We start from the raw sequence: 13,771 nt of genomic DNA, 5'->3' as shown, positions 1-13,771 counted from the left end.
CCCCCTCACGACGCCGCAGCGGGAGCCTGCAGGCGCAGGGCGTGGGTGACCCCGAAGATCGCGATGGCGACCCGGTCGCGCGATGCCATCGGCGTGCGGACGATCGGCACCACCTCGGGCTGCGTCGCCTCGATCTCGGCACCATCGTGCACCACGGTCGCGCCGTCGGCGGCGAGCACGTTCTGCAACCACTGCGTGCCCTCGCCGTACGGCAGCGAGATGAACAGCTCGTCGTTCTCGCGCACGACGCCGACCGGCGTCTCATAGACGCGGCCACTGACGCGCCCGGGCACGCGGACGATCGCCCACGACGAACCGGCGGCACCGGCATCCTTCATGGCACCGGGGTTCAGTGCATCGCGCTGGACCACCCGCGCGAACGTCAGCACACCGCGGTGGCGGGTGCGCACACCGACGACGAACACCGCCAGCGCGGCGACGACCGCGCCGAGCAGACCGAGGATCACGATTCCGAGTGCGCGAAGAACAGTCATGCACCCAGCCTTGCGGTGACCGCGACGCGTCGCAAGGCGTTTCTGAGCGGGATGCGGGGCGTCAAGCTCCGGTGGCGACGGGGCGGTCGGGGTGGTTCGACCACTGGCTCCACGAGCCGACGTAGAGCGCAGGCGTGAAGCCGGCGACGGTGAGAGCCAGCGCGGCATGCGCGGCCGAGACGCCTGATCCGCAGTACACGCCCACGGGGGCGTCCTCCTGCGCGCCGAGCGCCCGGAACCGCTCGCGCAGCTCGTCGGCGGCCCGCAGGTATCCGTCGGACGTGGAGTTCGCTGTCGTCGGAGCGTTCACCGCTCCCGGGATGTGCCCGGCTCGCGGGTCGATCGGTTCGGTCTCGCCACGGAACCGTTCGCCCGCGCGCGCGTCGAGCAACAGGCCTCGCTCAGCGTGGGCCGCGGCATCCGCCATCGTCAGCTGACGCAGTCGACCCGGCTGCACCGCCGCACCACCCGGCATCGCGGGAGCAGGGTCGCCGATCTGCATCTCGCCACCCATCGCGCGCCAGGCCGACAATCCGCCGTCGAGCACCCGGGCCGTCACGCCGGCATCCGTCAGCATCCACCAGGCGCGCGCGGCTCCGAACGACTGCCAGTCGTCGTAGACGATCACCTCATCCCCGTCGTCGATACCCCACCGGTGCACGGTCTCGGCGAAAGCCTCAGGGCTCGGCAACGGGTGACGACCGTCGGTGGGCTCGCCGTGCCGCGCGAGGTCGTCGTCGAGGCTGACGTACTGTGCCGACGGGATGTGCCCGGCGCGGTACGCCTCGTGTCCGTCGGGAGCGTCGAGGCGCCAGCGCACGTCGAGAACGACGGGGTTTTCTTCGCGAAGAAGGCGGGTGAGTTCAGGGGCCGAGACGAGCGGATGCGGCATGCTCCGACCGTACGCGACTCAGCCCGTGACGGCCTTCGCCACCAGGGCGCGCACGCGCGACTCGACGTCGGCGGTCACCTTCACCACCGCGAACGAGGTCGCCCACATGTCGCCGTCGTCGAGCTTTGCCGTCTCGTCGAAGTTGACCGTCGGGTATCGCGTGTCGAACTTCGACATCGGCTGCACGAAGATCACCACTTTGCCGTCAGTGGCGTAGGCGGGAAAACCGTAGAACGTCTTGGGGGTGAGGTGGGGTGCCTCATCGGCGACGATGCGGTGCACCATGCGGGCGACCTCGCCATCGATCCCAACGAGGGCGTCGATCGCTTCGACACACGCCTCGAGTTCCCTCGCGAGCTTCGCGGCGCCCTTGAGCCCCTTCGTCGATCGCAGTTCGTCGGCGCGCTGCTTCATCGCCGCCTTCTCTTCGTCAGAGAACCCCACGCCGTTGCTGGTCTTTCCGGTCATCTCACGCCCTCCGTGCACCTCATCGTGTGGCGCCACGATAGCGCCCGACGGCGACATCGGCGAGGGTGCGATCGGGTACCGTGGCGATCTGATCCGTCAACACGAAGGATGCCGATGCCACGAGTCGCGGTGCTCGGAAGCGCGAACATGGACCTCGTCGTGCGACAGCCGCACGCCGTGCGCCCGGGTGAGACGATCTTTGGCACGTCGTTCTCGACGGGGGCCGGCGGAAAGGGCCTGAATCAGGCGATCGCGGCGGCGCGCGCCGGGGCGGACGTCACCTTCATCGGCGCCGTCGGACGCGATGAGTTCGGCGCGCGGCTGCGTCAACGCCTCGTCGACGACGGCGTGGATGTCGCGGCCCTCCGCAGCGTCGAAGAGGCCACGGGCATCGCCGCGATCACGGTCACCGACGACGGCGAGAACTCGATCGTGGTCGTGCCCGGCGCCAACGGTTACGCCGGTTTCACCGAGGCGGATGCGGCGGCGGTCGCGGCATCCGCCTACCTCGTCGTGCAACTCGAGCGTCCCGAAGCGCTCCTGCGCGCGGCGATGCGGTTCGCCCGCGACCGTGGGGTGACGACGGTTCTCACCCCCGCGCCCGCACGCGAGGGGATCGACGACCTCGTCGCGCTCGCCGATGTGCTGGTGCCGAACGAGCACGAGGCCGCACAGCTCAGCGGCGAGTCCGACACCGACGAGGCCGCGCGCGTGCTCAGTCGCACCGGTGGCACCGTGGTGGTCACCCGCGGCGCCCGCGGCGCGATCGTGGCGCGCGCAGGTGAGATCGTCCACCGCGTGGCGGCACATTCGGCCACCGCTGTCGACACCACGGGCGCGGGCGACACGTTCACCGGCGTCCTCGTTGCGTGGTTGGCCGGCGGCGCGACATGGCCAGACGCGCTCGATGCCGCTGCCGCAGGGGCGGCGCTGGCCGTAGGCCGTGCGGGGGCTTCCGATGCGGCACCGACGAAGGCGGAGGTCGTCGCCGCGCTGGGCTGATGTCGAGCCGAGTTTCGGCATCCGCGTAATGAATCGGGCGCGACGACGTCTCGTGTGTATGCCCGTTTCGACCGACACCACCGCATCCGCCTTCTGGTCACGCGGCGCGCGCCGCGCCCGCAAAGTGCACTGGTTCGCGGATGCCGGTCGCCTGAGCGCGTGCGGAAACTACTACGCCGGCCACGGCATCGAGCAGGTCGCAGACGACGACCTGCCGTTGTCGCACCGCTGCGCCCGCTGCCTCGACCGCGCGGCGGTGGCGTAGGGGACCCTCTTGCGCATTGCGCGACGCGGGTGGACACTGAGTTCGCTCCCGTTGGGGAGCTACGCGACACCGATCTGGGGGGATCACCGATGACGACGCTCAACCCGTACCTCTCGTTCCAGGGGCAGGCCCGAGAAGCGCTCGAGTTCTACCAGTCCGTGCTGGGGGGCACGCTGGCGATCGACACCTTCGAGGCCTTCCCGGACCACGCCTCGCCCGAAGAATTGCACCTCGTGATGCACGGGCAACTCACCACCGACGACGGCATGACGCTCATGGTGTCCGATACTCCGAGCACGATGACCTACGTCGCGATGGCGGGTGTCTCGATTTCGATCAGCGGCGAGGACGAAGCGCGACTGGAACACATCTGGAACGGGTTGAGCGTCGGTGGATCGGTGACGATGCCGTTCGACACGCCGCCGTGGGGCGGCCGGTTCGGCATGCTCACCGACAAGTTCGGGGTCGATTGGATGCTGGCGCTCAACGCCGCATGACCGCGGCGGGAGGTCATCGGTGAAGCTTCTGCTCACATCGGGTGGAATCACCAACGATTCGATCCGCGCACGGCTCATCGACCTCCTGGGTCGACCGATCGAACAGTCTCGCGCCCTGTTCATCCCGACAGGTCAGTGGGGCCACCCGATGTGCGGACCGGAAACGGTGTGGAAGTCGACCGCCGGTCGATGGGACGGCCTCACCGGCCTGACCGAACTCGGCTGGGCTTCGGTGGGGGTGCTCGAGCTCACCGCGTTGCCGAGTATTCCCGAAGAGCGATGGATGCCGTGGGTGCGTGACGCCGATGTGCTTCTCGTCGACGGAGGCGAGGCCACGTTCCTGGCGCAATGGCTGCGAGAGTCCGGACTCGCGGCGATGCTTTCTTCGCTCACCGACACCGTCTGGGTGGGCGTGAGCGCCGGCAGCATGGTGTTGACCCCGCGGATCGGTGACCAGTTCGTGGAACGGGCGGGGCACGCGGACGACGAGACACTCGGGATCGTTGACTTCTCGGTCTTTCCGCACCTCGACTACCCGGGGTGGTCGAGCAACACGTCAGCGGCAGCCGAGGCCTGGGCGTCGGATATCCCGCACGAGGCATATGCGCTCGACGACCAGAGCGCGATCGTCGTCGACGGTGACGTGATCGAAGTGGTGTCGGAGGGATCTTGGCGTCGGTTCTCGCCTTCCGGCGACTGAACGCCCGGGCGACGTGATCGTGCCATCACCGACGCGGTAGCGACCTCGTCCCCTAGGCTCGCCCGTGTGAGCCAGCCCCCCACGACTCCCACTGCGCCCGCCGCCGCCACCGACGACACCACACCGCCGACACGGAAGGAGTGGCTGGCCCTCGTCGTCCTGTCGATCGGCCTCGGCATGATCGTGCTCGACGGCACGATCGTCGGCGTCGCGCTTCCCGACATCATCCGCGACATCGACCTCGACCTCACAGACGCGCAGTGGGTGAACAGCCTCTACGCGGTGCTGCTCGCCGCGTTGCTCTTGTCCACCGGACGCCTCGCCGACCGGTGGGGGCGCAAGCGTCTGTTCCTCATCGGCGTCGTCGTCTTCGTCGGTGGGAGCATCTTCGCGGCGACCGCCGGCGCTGCGGGGCCGCTCATCGGGGCGCGCGCCGTACAGGCGGTCGGTGCCGCGCTCATCATGCCGTCCACGCTGTCGACCGTGAACGCCGTGTTCCGCGGCAAGTACCGAGCCGCGGCGTTCGGCGTCTGGGGTGCGGTGATCTCGGGCGCGGCCGCGGTCGGACCTCTCGCGGGTGGCGCTCTCACCCAGTGGGGGTCGTGGCACTGGATCTTCCTCGTCAACATCCCCCTCGGCGCCATCGTGCTGGTGTGGGCGTTGCTGACCGTGCCCGAGACACGTGGTGCGAAAGGACGGCGCGGCGCCGACGTCGACGGAGCGCTCCTCAGCGCGATCGGCTTCGGCGCGCTGGTGTTCGCCGTCATCGAAGGCCCGTCGCTCGGATGGTGGGCGCCGAAGGAACCGCTCCACATCTTCGGGTGGACGTGGCCCGCGGACGCCGCGATCTCGGCGGTTCCCGTCGCCTTCGCGATCGCCGTCGTGGCCCTGGTGCTCTTCGTGTTCTGGGAACGTCACCGTGCGAAGGTGCAGCGCTCCGCGGTGCTCGACCTCGACCTGTTCAAGCTCCCGACGTTCTCGTGGGGCAACGTGACCGCGGCGATGGTCGCCGTCGGCGAGTTCGCGATCATCTTCGTGCTGCCGCTGTACCTCATCAACGCGCTCGGGCTCGATGTCATGGGCGCGGGGCTGGTGCTCGCGGGCATGGCCGTCGGCGCCTTCTTCTCCGGCGCGTCGGCACGACACCTCGCGGCGCGTTTCGGCTCACCGGGAACGGTTCTGATCGGGTTGGGATTGGAACTGCTCGGCATCGTCGTGCTCGCACTGATCGTCACCGGGTCTTCCCCGGGATGGCTCGTGACGATCCCGCTCGTGGTCTACGGGCTCGGACTGGGGCTCGCATCCGCCCAGCTCACCGGCACGGTGCTGCGGGATGTGCCCGTTGAGGTGTCGGGTCAAGGCTCGGCGACACAGAGCACGGTGCGACAGATCGGCTCCGCGTTCGGAACCGCGTTTGCGGGAGCTGCGCTCTCGGTCGCGCTCGCGCTCACGTTGCCCGCCGCGCTCGCTGATGCCGGTGTGTCGGGTGCGGAGGCCGACAAGATCGCCGCGCAGACGCGCCAGTCGGCGGGCACGACGATCGCCGAACTGCGCGGGGAAGGCTCGTCGAGCCCGCTGGGATCCGACACCGACAAGGCCGTTGACGCCTTGTCGACCGGGTTCGCGGATGGGACGCGTGCATCGCTGCTCGTGGCATCCGGCTTTCTTGCGCTCGGCTTCGTCGGCGCGGTGGTCCTGCAGCGGGTGTCACGGCGCGAGCCCGCGACCGAGGCGACCGACTGAACGAGACCCACGCGAGGATCTAGCTCACCTCGACGTCGGCCATGGCGCCGAACAGACCCATCACCTGTTCACCCATCTCGACCTGGGTGAACACCGCTCGCACGGTGCCGTCGGGTGCGATCCAGAAGTCGGTGCCTTGGCCGCCCGACCACCCATACCGCCCTGCGCGTTCCGCAGAGGTGTGAACGCCGACACCGAATCCCCACCCCATGTCGTTCCAGAAGCCGGGAAAGAAGCTGTCGGGCGTCTTGACGGCATCCGGGGTCTGATCAGACGTCATCAGCGCGAACAGGTCAGGCCGCACGAACTCGTCTCCGTCGAGCCGGCCCCCGAGCGCGAGCATTCGCGAGAACCGCCACCAGTCGCCCGCCGTCGACACCAGTTCCTCGTGGCTGACATCATGATCCGGTTCGCCGGCGTAGAAGCCGCCACCGGCAGGCTCCATCTCGATGAGCCCCGTCGCGGTGTGGCGGTACGCCGCGGGGAGGCGATGCGCCTGGTCGAGCGGAGTCCAATAGCCGGTGTCGACCATGCCGAGCGGCTCGAAAAGATCAGCGGCCAGATGCTCCTGCGCGGTGCGGCCGGTCACGCGAGAGATGAGGATGCCCAGCAGCCCGAAGGAATGGTGGTAGCGCCATCCGTCGCCGGGCGCGAACGCGAGAGGAAGCTCGGCCACGCGCGCGAGCCATTCGTCGGCGCTGATGCCGCTGGGCTGTGGTCCCGCCTCGGTTCCCCCGGCGAGCATCGCCTGCTGAAGCGGCGTGGGGGCTGTCATCATCCCGTACCCGCTCGTGTTCGTCAGCAGGTGCCTCAGCGTGATCGGCCGGGGCGAGTCGATCGTGTCGTCGAGGTCGGCATCGGGTGAGCGGAGGACGCGACGATCGGAGAGCTCAGGAATCCACTCGTCGACCGGGTCGTCCAGGCCGATATCGCCAGCAGCCACGAGCCGCAACGCGGCGACGGTCGTCACCGGTTTCGTCATCGACTGGATCCGGAAGACGGCGTCTGCCGCGATCGGAGGACCGTCGGCCGCAGCGGCGCCGACCGAGACGATCTCGGGGTCGGCGTCATCCGCGGAGGCCACGAAGGCGACCGCGCCGGGCATCGTGCCCGCGGCGACGTGTTCTTCCAGGATGCTGCGCAATGACGAGCTCATGCGAACACTGTGGCACGCGGGGGTGACAGAGCGGAGAGCTTCGCACGATCGGCCGCGGAATCGCCCCGCGCCCCGCGCGGACGGTAGGGTTTCAGCCGTGCCGCGACACGCGGCATCCCACTCGCTTCCGGCCCGTCATGACGGGTCATGTGCGCGGGCGCGTGCGACCGGACCGGCTGCACCGCCCACCTCGCCTCCCGCTTCTCGCGACCGCCCGCCTCCGAATGGACACCCATGACCGACGTCGTCAGCGTTCCCGACGCCCCTGATCGCTACCGCATCGAGCCGACCGTGATGCAGGCGCTGCGCAGCCCCCGCATCCTCACCCGTGAAGTGCTCGCCGGTCTCGTCGTCGCGATCGCGCTCATCCCCGAGGCCATCGCGTTCTCGATCATCGCGGGCGTCGACCCGCGCCTCGGCCTGTTCTCATCGTTCGTCATGGCCGTCGCCATCGCCTTCCTCGGTGGTCGCCCCGCGATGATCACCGCCGCCACCGGCGCCATCGCCCTCGTCATCGCGCCCGTCGCGCGTGAGTACGGGCTGGACTACTTCATCGCGACGGTCATCCTCGGCGGGCTCATCCAGATCGTGCTGGCGATCCTCGGCGTCGCGAAGCTGATGCGGTTCATTCCCCGCAGCGTCATGGTCGGGTTCGTCAACGCGCTCGCGATCCTCATCTTCGTCTCGCAGATCCCGCATCTCATCGGCGTGCCGTGGATGGTGTATCCGCTCGTCGTCGCGGGGCTGCTCATCATGTATCTGATGCCGCTGGTCACCCGCGTCGTGCCGGCGCCGCTGGTGGCGATCGTGTTGCTCACCGGAGCCGCGGTGGTCTTCGGCATCAGCGTGCCCACAGTCGGTGACCAGGGCGAGCTTCCGCAGAGCCTGCCCGAACTGTTCATCCCGAACGTGCCGTTCACGTGGGAGACCCTTTCGATCATCTTCCCGTTCTCGGCGGCGATGGCCATCGTCGGACTCCTGGAATCGCTCATGACGGCGAAGCTCGTCGACGACATCACCGACACCCACTCGCGCAAGACCCGTGAGGCGGCCGGCCAGGGCATCGCGAACGTGCTGTCCGGTGCGTTCGGCGGCATGGGCGGATGCGCCATGATCGGCCAGACGATGATCAACGTGAAGGCCTCGGGGGCGCGTACGCGCATCTCGACGTTCCTCGCCGGAGTGTTCCTGCTGATCCTCGTCCTCGTACTCGGAGACGTCGTGGCGGTGATCCCGATGGCAGCCCTCGTGGCGGTCATGATCGTGGTGTCGGTCGCGACGTTCGACTGGCACAGCATCCGTCCGTCGACCCTCAAGCGGATGCCCATCAGCGAGACCGTCGTGATGGTCGTCACCGTCGGCATCACCGTGTGGACCCACAACCTCGCCGTCGGTGTCGGTGTCGGTGTCGTCGTGGCGATGGTGCTGTTCGCCCGTCGCGTCGCGCACTTCGTGTCGGTCCGGCGCGAGGCCGACGAGCACGTGGCGACCTACACGGTCGACGGTGAGCTCTTCTTCGCCTCGAGCAACGACCTCACGACCCAGTTCGAGTACACCCACGACCCCGACCACGTCGTGATCGACATGTCGCGTTCGCACGTCTGGGATGCCTCGACGGTTGCTGCGCTCGATGCGATCCAGACCAAGTACGAGCACCTCGGTAAGACCGTCGTGTTCGAGGGGATGAACGATGCGACGACCGACTTCCACGGTCGGCTCAGTGGAGGCCTCGGCGGAGGTCACTGAGCCCGCGCGTCCGCGCGGCGCGACAATGGAGTGATGGCCGTTCCCCAGCTGACCGAGATGCCCGAACCGCAGTACGTGATGAGCGGTGAGGGAGTACGCCTCGCCACCTACACGTGGGGACCTGACGACGCGCCTGCGGTGCTGTGCGTCCACGGGTTCGCCTCGAGCTGCCGCGACAATTGGGTCGCGACGGGATGGGTGCGTGCCCTCACCAGAGCGGGGCTGCGGGTGCTCGGTGTCGACCAGCGCGGTCACGGGGCCAGCGATAAGCCCCACGACGCGTCGGCCTACTCGATGGGGGCTTTCGTCGACGATCTTCGCACCGTGCTGGACACGTATCTGATCGACGCGGTCCGCTACGCCGGATACTCCCTGGGCGCGCGGGTCGGGTGGCAGTTCGCCGTCGACGCGGCAGATCGGGTGGATGCGGCGGTGCTCGGCGGCATCCCCGACGGCCGTCCGCTCGCACGGCTGGATCTCGGCGAGGCTCGGCGCTTCATCGACGACGGCACCGCGGTGACCGACCCCGTGACCCGCAACTACGTCACGCTCGCCGAGCGTGTGCCTGGCAACGACCTCGCTGCGCTCATCGCCCTGGCGGAGGGCATGCGGTTCGGCGACATGAGCGACCCCGATCCGTCACGCCCGCCACAGCAACCCGTCCTGTTCGCCACCGGAACCGACGACCCGATTCTGGAACGTTCGCGCATGCTCGCAACCGCCGCCCTGCACGCGACCTTCATCGAGATCCCCGGTCGCCACCACTTCAACGCGCCCGGTTCGCGGGACTTCCGCGGCCCGGCCGTCGAGTTCTTGAGCGATGGATGGATCTCAGGCGAGCTCGATGACCCGCGCGGGTGAGGTGGCACCGCCGACCTCGATCTGACCGCCCTCGCGCAGGTGGGTGCGCATGCGCGACCCGGCGCCCTGGGCGATCACGAGGTCGCGGCCGAGGTGCGATGTCAAGCGGATCGCGGCCGAGCCGGTCGCCTCGTCCTCGGCGATCCCGAGTGCGGGGGCGAACATGCGGGCACGCAACCGACCGCCTGCCTCGTCGCTCCACGCCCACACATAGTGCTTGCCCTCGCCGAAGGCCGCGGGGTCGACGGCTTCGACGTCGGTCGGCGACGACAATTCGTGGAACTCGAACGCGGGGGTCCACTCGGCGCGGGCGGTCACGAACACCTCGTCGCCGTCGACGCGGACCTTCACCAACCCGGCCGGCACCGCGATTTCGGTGATGTCGTCACCGCTGCGGTGCAACCAGGTCGCGAGCCCGACGGTGGGATGACCTGCGAACGGCAACCCTCCGACGGGAGTGAAGATGCGGGCCGTGACGCGGCTGCCACTGACCTCGTCGATGAAGATCGTTTCGCTGAAGCCGAGGTCGGCGGCGATCTCCTGCTCGCGCTTGCGGGTTCCCGGCGATGCCCACACGATCCCGAGCGGGTTGCCGAACGCACCCTCATCATCCACGAACACGTTCACCACATCGATGAGCAGACTCACTCGCCAGAGTCTCGCAGTTCTCGCGCCGTGATGCGACACGGGGTCGTGTCGACACGCGGTGCACCGTGGCGTCAGCCGGGCCTAGAGTTCTGGCATGGCGATGTCGAGCCCCCCGCCGCGCCCTGACCGGGCCGCGCCGATGGACGCGCCGCCCCTCCCGGGTCGCGCGCCCGCGCACGCCCCGATGCCGCAGCGCCCCCGCCGCGATCGATCCGGCGTCGTCGCGGCGGTCGTCGGCGCCCTCGGCGGTGTTGTCGTCGTCGTGCTGATGTTCGCCGTCGTGCACCTCTGGGCGATGCACCGCTACGAGCAGCGCGCGGATGCGGCAGCCGCCGCCCGCGCCGAGGCCGTGTCCATCGGGCTCGAGGCCCTTGAGGCGCGGGACGCAGCCCTCCTCGCGGTGCGGGCCGGCGCGCACATCGTCGACGCCGCCGACGACGAGATCGTCAGCCCTGATGCCCGGGCCGCGGTCGAGGCGGCGACGGCCGAGCTTGCGGCATCCGTCGACGCCCTCGAAGAGGCGGCGGGCGGCACCATTCCGCAGGAACCCGACCGTCCTGTGTGGACGTGGGAGCTCGTCGTCGACGCGCCACTTCTCGAGGCCCACGCGATCGTCGCCGAGAACACCGCTGACGCGATCGAGCGCCGACACGGGGAGCTCGCGAGCGCGCGCAGCGACCTGGATGCGGCAGGCACGGCGCTCTTCGACACGATCGACGACGTCGGTGCAGCGTATGAGTCTGCGCACATCTCGGCGCAGACGTCTGCCGTGCTCGACTTCCGCGACGCGCGGGCGGCCGCGGCGGCGCAACCCATCGTCGACGACACCGCCGCCGACGCCTTCGTCGCGTACGCGGCCAGCGCCGAGGCGCTGCGGCGCTCGGACGCCGCCGAACTCGCCGAAAAGGCGGGGCCGCTGCTGGCGACACGACTCGAGATCGAGGAGTACGCCCGATCGATCGCGGGCGGGGTGGTGCTCGACTTCGACTGGGAGCAGATCGTCGCCGGCACGGGAGGTGCGCAGGGCATCGGCGGCACCGCCACCTGGAACACGGCGCGCGGAGGATTCTCGACCATCACCCTGTCGCACTCGGTCGCCGAGACGTGGCCGTCGGCGAACGCACGCGCACTCGTCACCCACGAGGTCGGACACTCGATCACGTCGAAGTGCTGGGAGAAGTTCGACTGGAAAGACCCGGCGGCGAACGAGGAATGGGCGACGGCGTGGGCGATCAGTATGGGACACACCGCACCCGGCAACGGGACGTGGGCGTACGGATATCCGTCTCAGCAGATGATCGACCTCGCTGCCACGTGCCGGTGACCGCCTCGGTGCTGTGACACACGGGTAGCGTGGAGGCGATGGCACTTTCTTCTCGCACCTCATCTCGCACCCCTCGCCCGATGCTCGACTTCGAGGTCGTGCACACCGAGCGGCTGACACCCTCACTCATGCGCATCCGGCTCGGTGGCGATGCGTTCGGCGACTTCGAGAACCGGCCCGAGACCGACAAGTACGTCAAGCTGCGGTTCACCGACACCGACGGTCTGCCCGTCACACGCACCTACACGGTGCGCTCGGTCGACACCGAAGCCCGCACGATCGACGTCGACTTCGTCATCCACGGCGATGAAGGTCTGGCAGGACCCTGGGCGGCATCGGCGCAGGTCGGCGACCGTGTGCGCCTCATCGGACCCGGGGGCGGTTACACACCGAACCCGGATGCCGCGTGGTATCTGTTCGCCGGCGATCTCTCGGCCGTCCCCGCCATCGCCGCGGGACTTGAGGCGTTGCCCTCCGACGCCGTCGGCGTGGCGTTGATCGAGATCACCGCACCCGAAGAAGTCATCGAGATCGCGGCGCCCGACGGGGTCGACGTCGACTGGATCGTGGATCCGGCGCATGACGCCGGGCGTCTCGCGGAGGCGGTGCGCGGGCTCACGTGGCGCGACGGGCACGCAGACGTCTTCGCGCACGGCGAGCGCGAATCGATGAAGGCGCTGCGGCGGGTGCTGTTCGACGAACGTGGGCTCGAGCGCGCGCAGGTGTCGCTGTCGGGATACTGGGCACGCGGTCGCAACGAAGACCGCTTTCAGGCCGAGAAGCGCGAACCGATCGGGCAGATCTTCCCCACCGCGGGCTGAGACCGCCTCGGCGACATCGCCCTCGCGGGCGCGAACTACACTGGAGCGTGATGTCGTGCGCCTTCGACGCCCCGCCACGCAGGAAATCCCAGTGACTTCAGCTTCATCTTCTCGCGCGTTTCGCGCGAACCACGTGCAGATCGCGCGTGCCGTCTTTGCGGCGATCGCCGCGATCATGGTGACCTTCTCGCCCGACCACTCAGCGGTCGTCGGCATGGCGGTCTTCAGCGGTTTCGCGATCGCGACGGGCATCGTCCACCTGCTCGCGGTCTGGCTGGTGTACCCGGCGGGTCTGCGCTGGCCGTCGCTGGCGCTCGGGGTCGTCACGCTCCTCGCCGGCATGATCGCGAGCCTCGGCCCGGTGCGCACGGTCACCGGCTTCTACGCCGTCGTCGTGACGTGGGCGCTCGTCTCGGGCCTCATCGAAGTCCTTTCCGGGTGGGCGGCGCTGCGTCGGGCGCGCCCGACGCGTCCCGCGCCGGTCAAATCGGGTCATGTCGAACCGTGGAGCGACGGCACCCCTGCCGCGACGATGCCGCGCGGTCAGGCGCGAGACGCCGTCGTCACCGGTGTGCTGGGGCTCATCCTCGGAGTGGCGACTCTGTGCGTGCCGGCGGGCTACGCCCTGAGCTACACCGTCGAGGCCGCCCAGGCGACCTTCACCCTCACGGGCATCACCATCGCGGTGGGCTTGTTCGGCGGATACGCCGCGATCGTCGCCGTCTACCTCGGGATCGCCGGATTCTCGCCGCGCCCGGCCGTGACGCCCGCAGCCTCAGAGAAGGAGCCCGTGTGAGCGAGCACCCCACCCGTCGTGACCTGATGAAGCCCCTGCAGCTGCTCGGTCTCGCGTTCGGTTCGGCCCTCTTCGCGGGCATCGTGACGCTCGTGTCGATGGGGTTCTTCCAGTCCCGGTTCGACGGTCAGTCGCAGCAGGCGCTCATCGTGGCGGCCGTCGTCGCAGGCGTCACCTTCATCGTCGTGCTCGTCGTGCTCGCACTCCTTCTGCTCGCCGTCGATCCGGCACAGGTCACGAAGACCGTCGATCGTCCCGTGCTGTTGCCCGATGAGGACGACACCGACGATGACGCGCCGGATGCCGCGGCATCCGGCAACGGTCAGGGTCGCTGACCGCACGCCTCCTCCCCGCTGGC

16 protein-coding genes are annotated in these 13,771 nt (G+C 69.2%); 11 read left to right on the top strand and 5 right to left on the bottom strand.

Annotated elements, in window-relative coordinates:
• Nucleotides 1-5 precede the first annotated feature (5 nt).
• From ACFQZV_RS02255 to ACFQZV_RS02245, 3 genes are all read right to left on the bottom strand, one after another.
• A complete protein-coding gene (locus tag ACFQZV_RS02255; protein WP_378752868.1) occupies nt 6-494 on the bottom strand; it encodes a hypothetical protein in 489 nt (162 codons plus the stop codon).
• A 61-nt stretch (nt 495-555) separates the two neighbouring features.
• Complete coding sequence (locus tag ACFQZV_RS02250; RefSeq protein WP_378752866.1) at nt 556-1,386, bottom strand: sulfurtransferase; 831 nt, start codon at nt 1,384-1,386, stop codon at nt 556-558.
• Between the two features lie 18 nt (nt 1,387-1,404).
• Complete coding sequence (locus tag ACFQZV_RS02245; protein ID WP_378752864.1) at nt 1,405-1,854, bottom strand: hypothetical protein; 450 nt, start codon at nt 1,852-1,854, stop codon at nt 1,405-1,407.
• Nucleotides 1,855-1,968: 114 nt separating this feature from the next.
• Here ACFQZV_RS02245 and ACFQZV_RS02240 point away from each other — a divergent pair, with 114 nt between their 5' ends.
• From ACFQZV_RS02240 to ACFQZV_RS02220, 5 genes are all read left to right on the top strand, one after another.
• A complete protein-coding gene (locus ACFQZV_RS02240; RefSeq protein WP_378752862.1) occupies nt 1,969-2,856 on the top strand; it encodes a ribokinase in 888 nt (295 codons plus the stop codon).
• A gap of 58 nt (nt 2,857-2,914) precedes the next feature.
• On the top strand, nt 2,915-3,121 hold the full coding sequence (locus ACFQZV_RS02235; RefSeq protein WP_378752860.1) for a hypothetical protein: 207 nt from the start codon (nt 2,915-2,917) through the stop codon (nt 3,119-3,121).
• 89 nt (nt 3,122-3,210) lie between these two features.
• Nucleotides 3,211-3,618: a VOC family protein gene (locus ACFQZV_RS02230; protein ID WP_378752858.1), complete on the top strand. Its 408-nt coding sequence runs from the start codon at nt 3,211-3,213 to the stop codon at nt 3,616-3,618.
• Between the two features lie 19 nt (nt 3,619-3,637).
• Nucleotides 3,638-4,318 carry a Type 1 glutamine amidotransferase-like domain-containing protein gene (locus ACFQZV_RS02225; RefSeq protein ID WP_378752856.1) on the top strand — a complete coding sequence of 227 codons (681 nt, stop codon included), beginning with the start codon at nt 3,638-3,640 and terminating at the stop codon, nt 4,316-4,318.
• Nucleotides 4,319-4,384: 66 nt separating this feature from the next.
• Nucleotides 4,385-6,061, top strand: a complete 1,677-nt coding sequence (locus tag ACFQZV_RS02220) for an MFS transporter (protein WP_378752854.1) — start codon at nt 4,385-4,387, stop codon at nt 6,059-6,061.
• 19 nt (nt 6,062-6,080) lie between these two features.
• On the opposite strand, the gene ACFQZV_RS02215 is transcribed toward ACFQZV_RS02220, so the two are convergent.
• Nucleotides 6,081-7,217, bottom strand: a complete 1,137-nt coding sequence (locus ACFQZV_RS02215; protein WP_378752852.1) for a serine hydrolase domain-containing protein — start codon at nt 7,215-7,217, stop codon at nt 6,081-6,083.
• A 234-nt stretch (nt 7,218-7,451) separates the two neighbouring features.
• Here ACFQZV_RS02215 and ACFQZV_RS02210 point away from each other — a divergent pair, with 234 nt between their 5' ends.
• On the top strand, nt 7,452-8,963 hold the full coding sequence (locus tag ACFQZV_RS02210) for a SulP family inorganic anion transporter (protein WP_378752850.1): 1,512 nt from the start codon (nt 7,452-7,454) through the stop codon (nt 8,961-8,963).
• Nucleotides 8,964-8,996: 33 nt separating this feature from the next.
• On the top strand, nt 8,997-9,824 hold the full coding sequence (locus ACFQZV_RS02205) for an alpha/beta fold hydrolase (protein WP_378752848.1): 828 nt from the start codon (nt 8,997-8,999) through the stop codon (nt 9,822-9,824).
• Here the strand turns inward: ACFQZV_RS02205 and ACFQZV_RS02200 are convergent.
• Nucleotides 9,795-10,472 carry a PhzF family phenazine biosynthesis protein gene (locus ACFQZV_RS02200; RefSeq protein WP_378752846.1) on the bottom strand — a complete coding sequence of 226 codons (678 nt, stop codon included), beginning with the start codon at nt 10,470-10,472 and terminating at the stop codon, nt 9,795-9,797. The genes ACFQZV_RS02205 and ACFQZV_RS02200 overlap by 30 nt on opposite strands.
• A 94-nt stretch (nt 10,473-10,566) precedes the next feature.
• Here ACFQZV_RS02200 and ACFQZV_RS02195 point away from each other — a divergent pair, with 94 nt between their 5' ends.
• From ACFQZV_RS02195 to ACFQZV_RS02180, 4 genes are all read left to right on the top strand, one after another.
• Nucleotides 10,567-11,796, top strand: a complete 1,230-nt coding sequence (locus tag ACFQZV_RS02195) for a hypothetical protein (RefSeq protein ID WP_378783239.1) — start codon at nt 10,567-10,569, stop codon at nt 11,794-11,796.
• A gap of 38 nt (nt 11,797-11,834) precedes the next feature.
• Nucleotides 11,835-12,617, top strand: a complete 783-nt coding sequence (locus ACFQZV_RS02190) for a siderophore-interacting protein (RefSeq protein WP_378754207.1) — start codon at nt 11,835-11,837, stop codon at nt 12,615-12,617.
• A gap of 91 nt (nt 12,618-12,708) precedes the next feature.
• Nucleotides 12,709-13,413 (top strand): acyl-CoA synthetase, encoded by a 705-nt coding sequence (locus tag ACFQZV_RS02185; protein WP_378754209.1) that lies wholly within the window; start codon nt 12,709-12,711, stop codon nt 13,411-13,413.
• Nucleotides 13,410-13,748 carry an amino acid transporter gene (locus ACFQZV_RS02180; protein WP_378754211.1) on the top strand — a complete coding sequence of 113 codons (339 nt, stop codon included), beginning with the start codon at nt 13,410-13,412 and terminating at the stop codon, nt 13,746-13,748. The genes ACFQZV_RS02185 and ACFQZV_RS02180 overlap by 4 nt, the downstream gene beginning before the upstream one ends.
• Nucleotides 13,749-13,771: the final 23 nt, after the last annotated feature.

Origin of the sequence: Microbacterium koreense, assembly GCF_042677105.1 — a bacterium.
Taxonomy (GTDB): domain Bacteria; phylum Actinomycetota; class Actinomycetes; order Actinomycetales; family Microbacteriaceae; genus Microbacterium; species Microbacterium koreense.
Note: the sequence above shows the minus strand (reverse complement) of the source record. Positions and strands in the feature narration are given on the sequence as shown.

What these genes read in the sequence shown, in the direction of transcription:
- ACFQZV_RS02215 (WP_378752852.1), bottom strand. Translation starts at nt 7,217, where the DNA reads ATGAGCTCGTCATTGCGCAGCATCCTGGAAGAACACGTCGCCGCGGGC.
- ACFQZV_RS02255 (WP_378752868.1), bottom strand. Translation starts at nt 494, where the DNA reads ATGACTGTTCTTCGCGCACTCGGAATCGTGATCCTCGGTCTGCTCGGC.
- ACFQZV_RS02210 (WP_378752850.1), top strand. Translation starts at nt 7,452, where the DNA reads ATGACCGACGTCGTCAGCGTTCCCGACGCCCCTGATCGCTACCGCATC.
- ACFQZV_RS02250 (WP_378752866.1), bottom strand. Translation starts at nt 1,386, where the DNA reads ATGCCGCATCCGCTCGTCTCGGCCCCTGAACTCACCCGCCTTCTTCGC.
- ACFQZV_RS02190 (WP_378754207.1), top strand. Translation starts at nt 11,835, where the DNA reads ATGGCACTTTCTTCTCGCACCTCATCTCGCACCCCTCGCCCGATGCTC.
- ACFQZV_RS02205 (WP_378752848.1), top strand. Translation starts at nt 8,997, where the DNA reads ATGGCCGTTCCCCAGCTGACCGAGATGCCCGAACCGCAGTACGTGATG.
- ACFQZV_RS02245 (WP_378752864.1), bottom strand. Translation starts at nt 1,854, where the DNA reads ATGACCGGAAAGACCAGCAACGGCGTGGGGTTCTCTGACGAAGAGAAG.
- ACFQZV_RS02235 (WP_378752860.1), top strand. Translation starts at nt 2,915, where the DNA reads ATGCCCGTTTCGACCGACACCACCGCATCCGCCTTCTGGTCACGCGGC.
- ACFQZV_RS02195 (WP_378783239.1), top strand. Translation starts at nt 10,567, where the DNA reads ATGGCGATGTCGAGCCCCCCGCCGCGCCCTGACCGGGCCGCGCCGATG.
- ACFQZV_RS02230 (WP_378752858.1), top strand. Translation starts at nt 3,211, where the DNA reads ATGACGACGCTCAACCCGTACCTCTCGTTCCAGGGGCAGGCCCGAGAA.
- ACFQZV_RS02240 (WP_378752862.1), top strand. Translation starts at nt 1,969, where the DNA reads ATGCCACGAGTCGCGGTGCTCGGAAGCGCGAACATGGACCTCGTCGTG.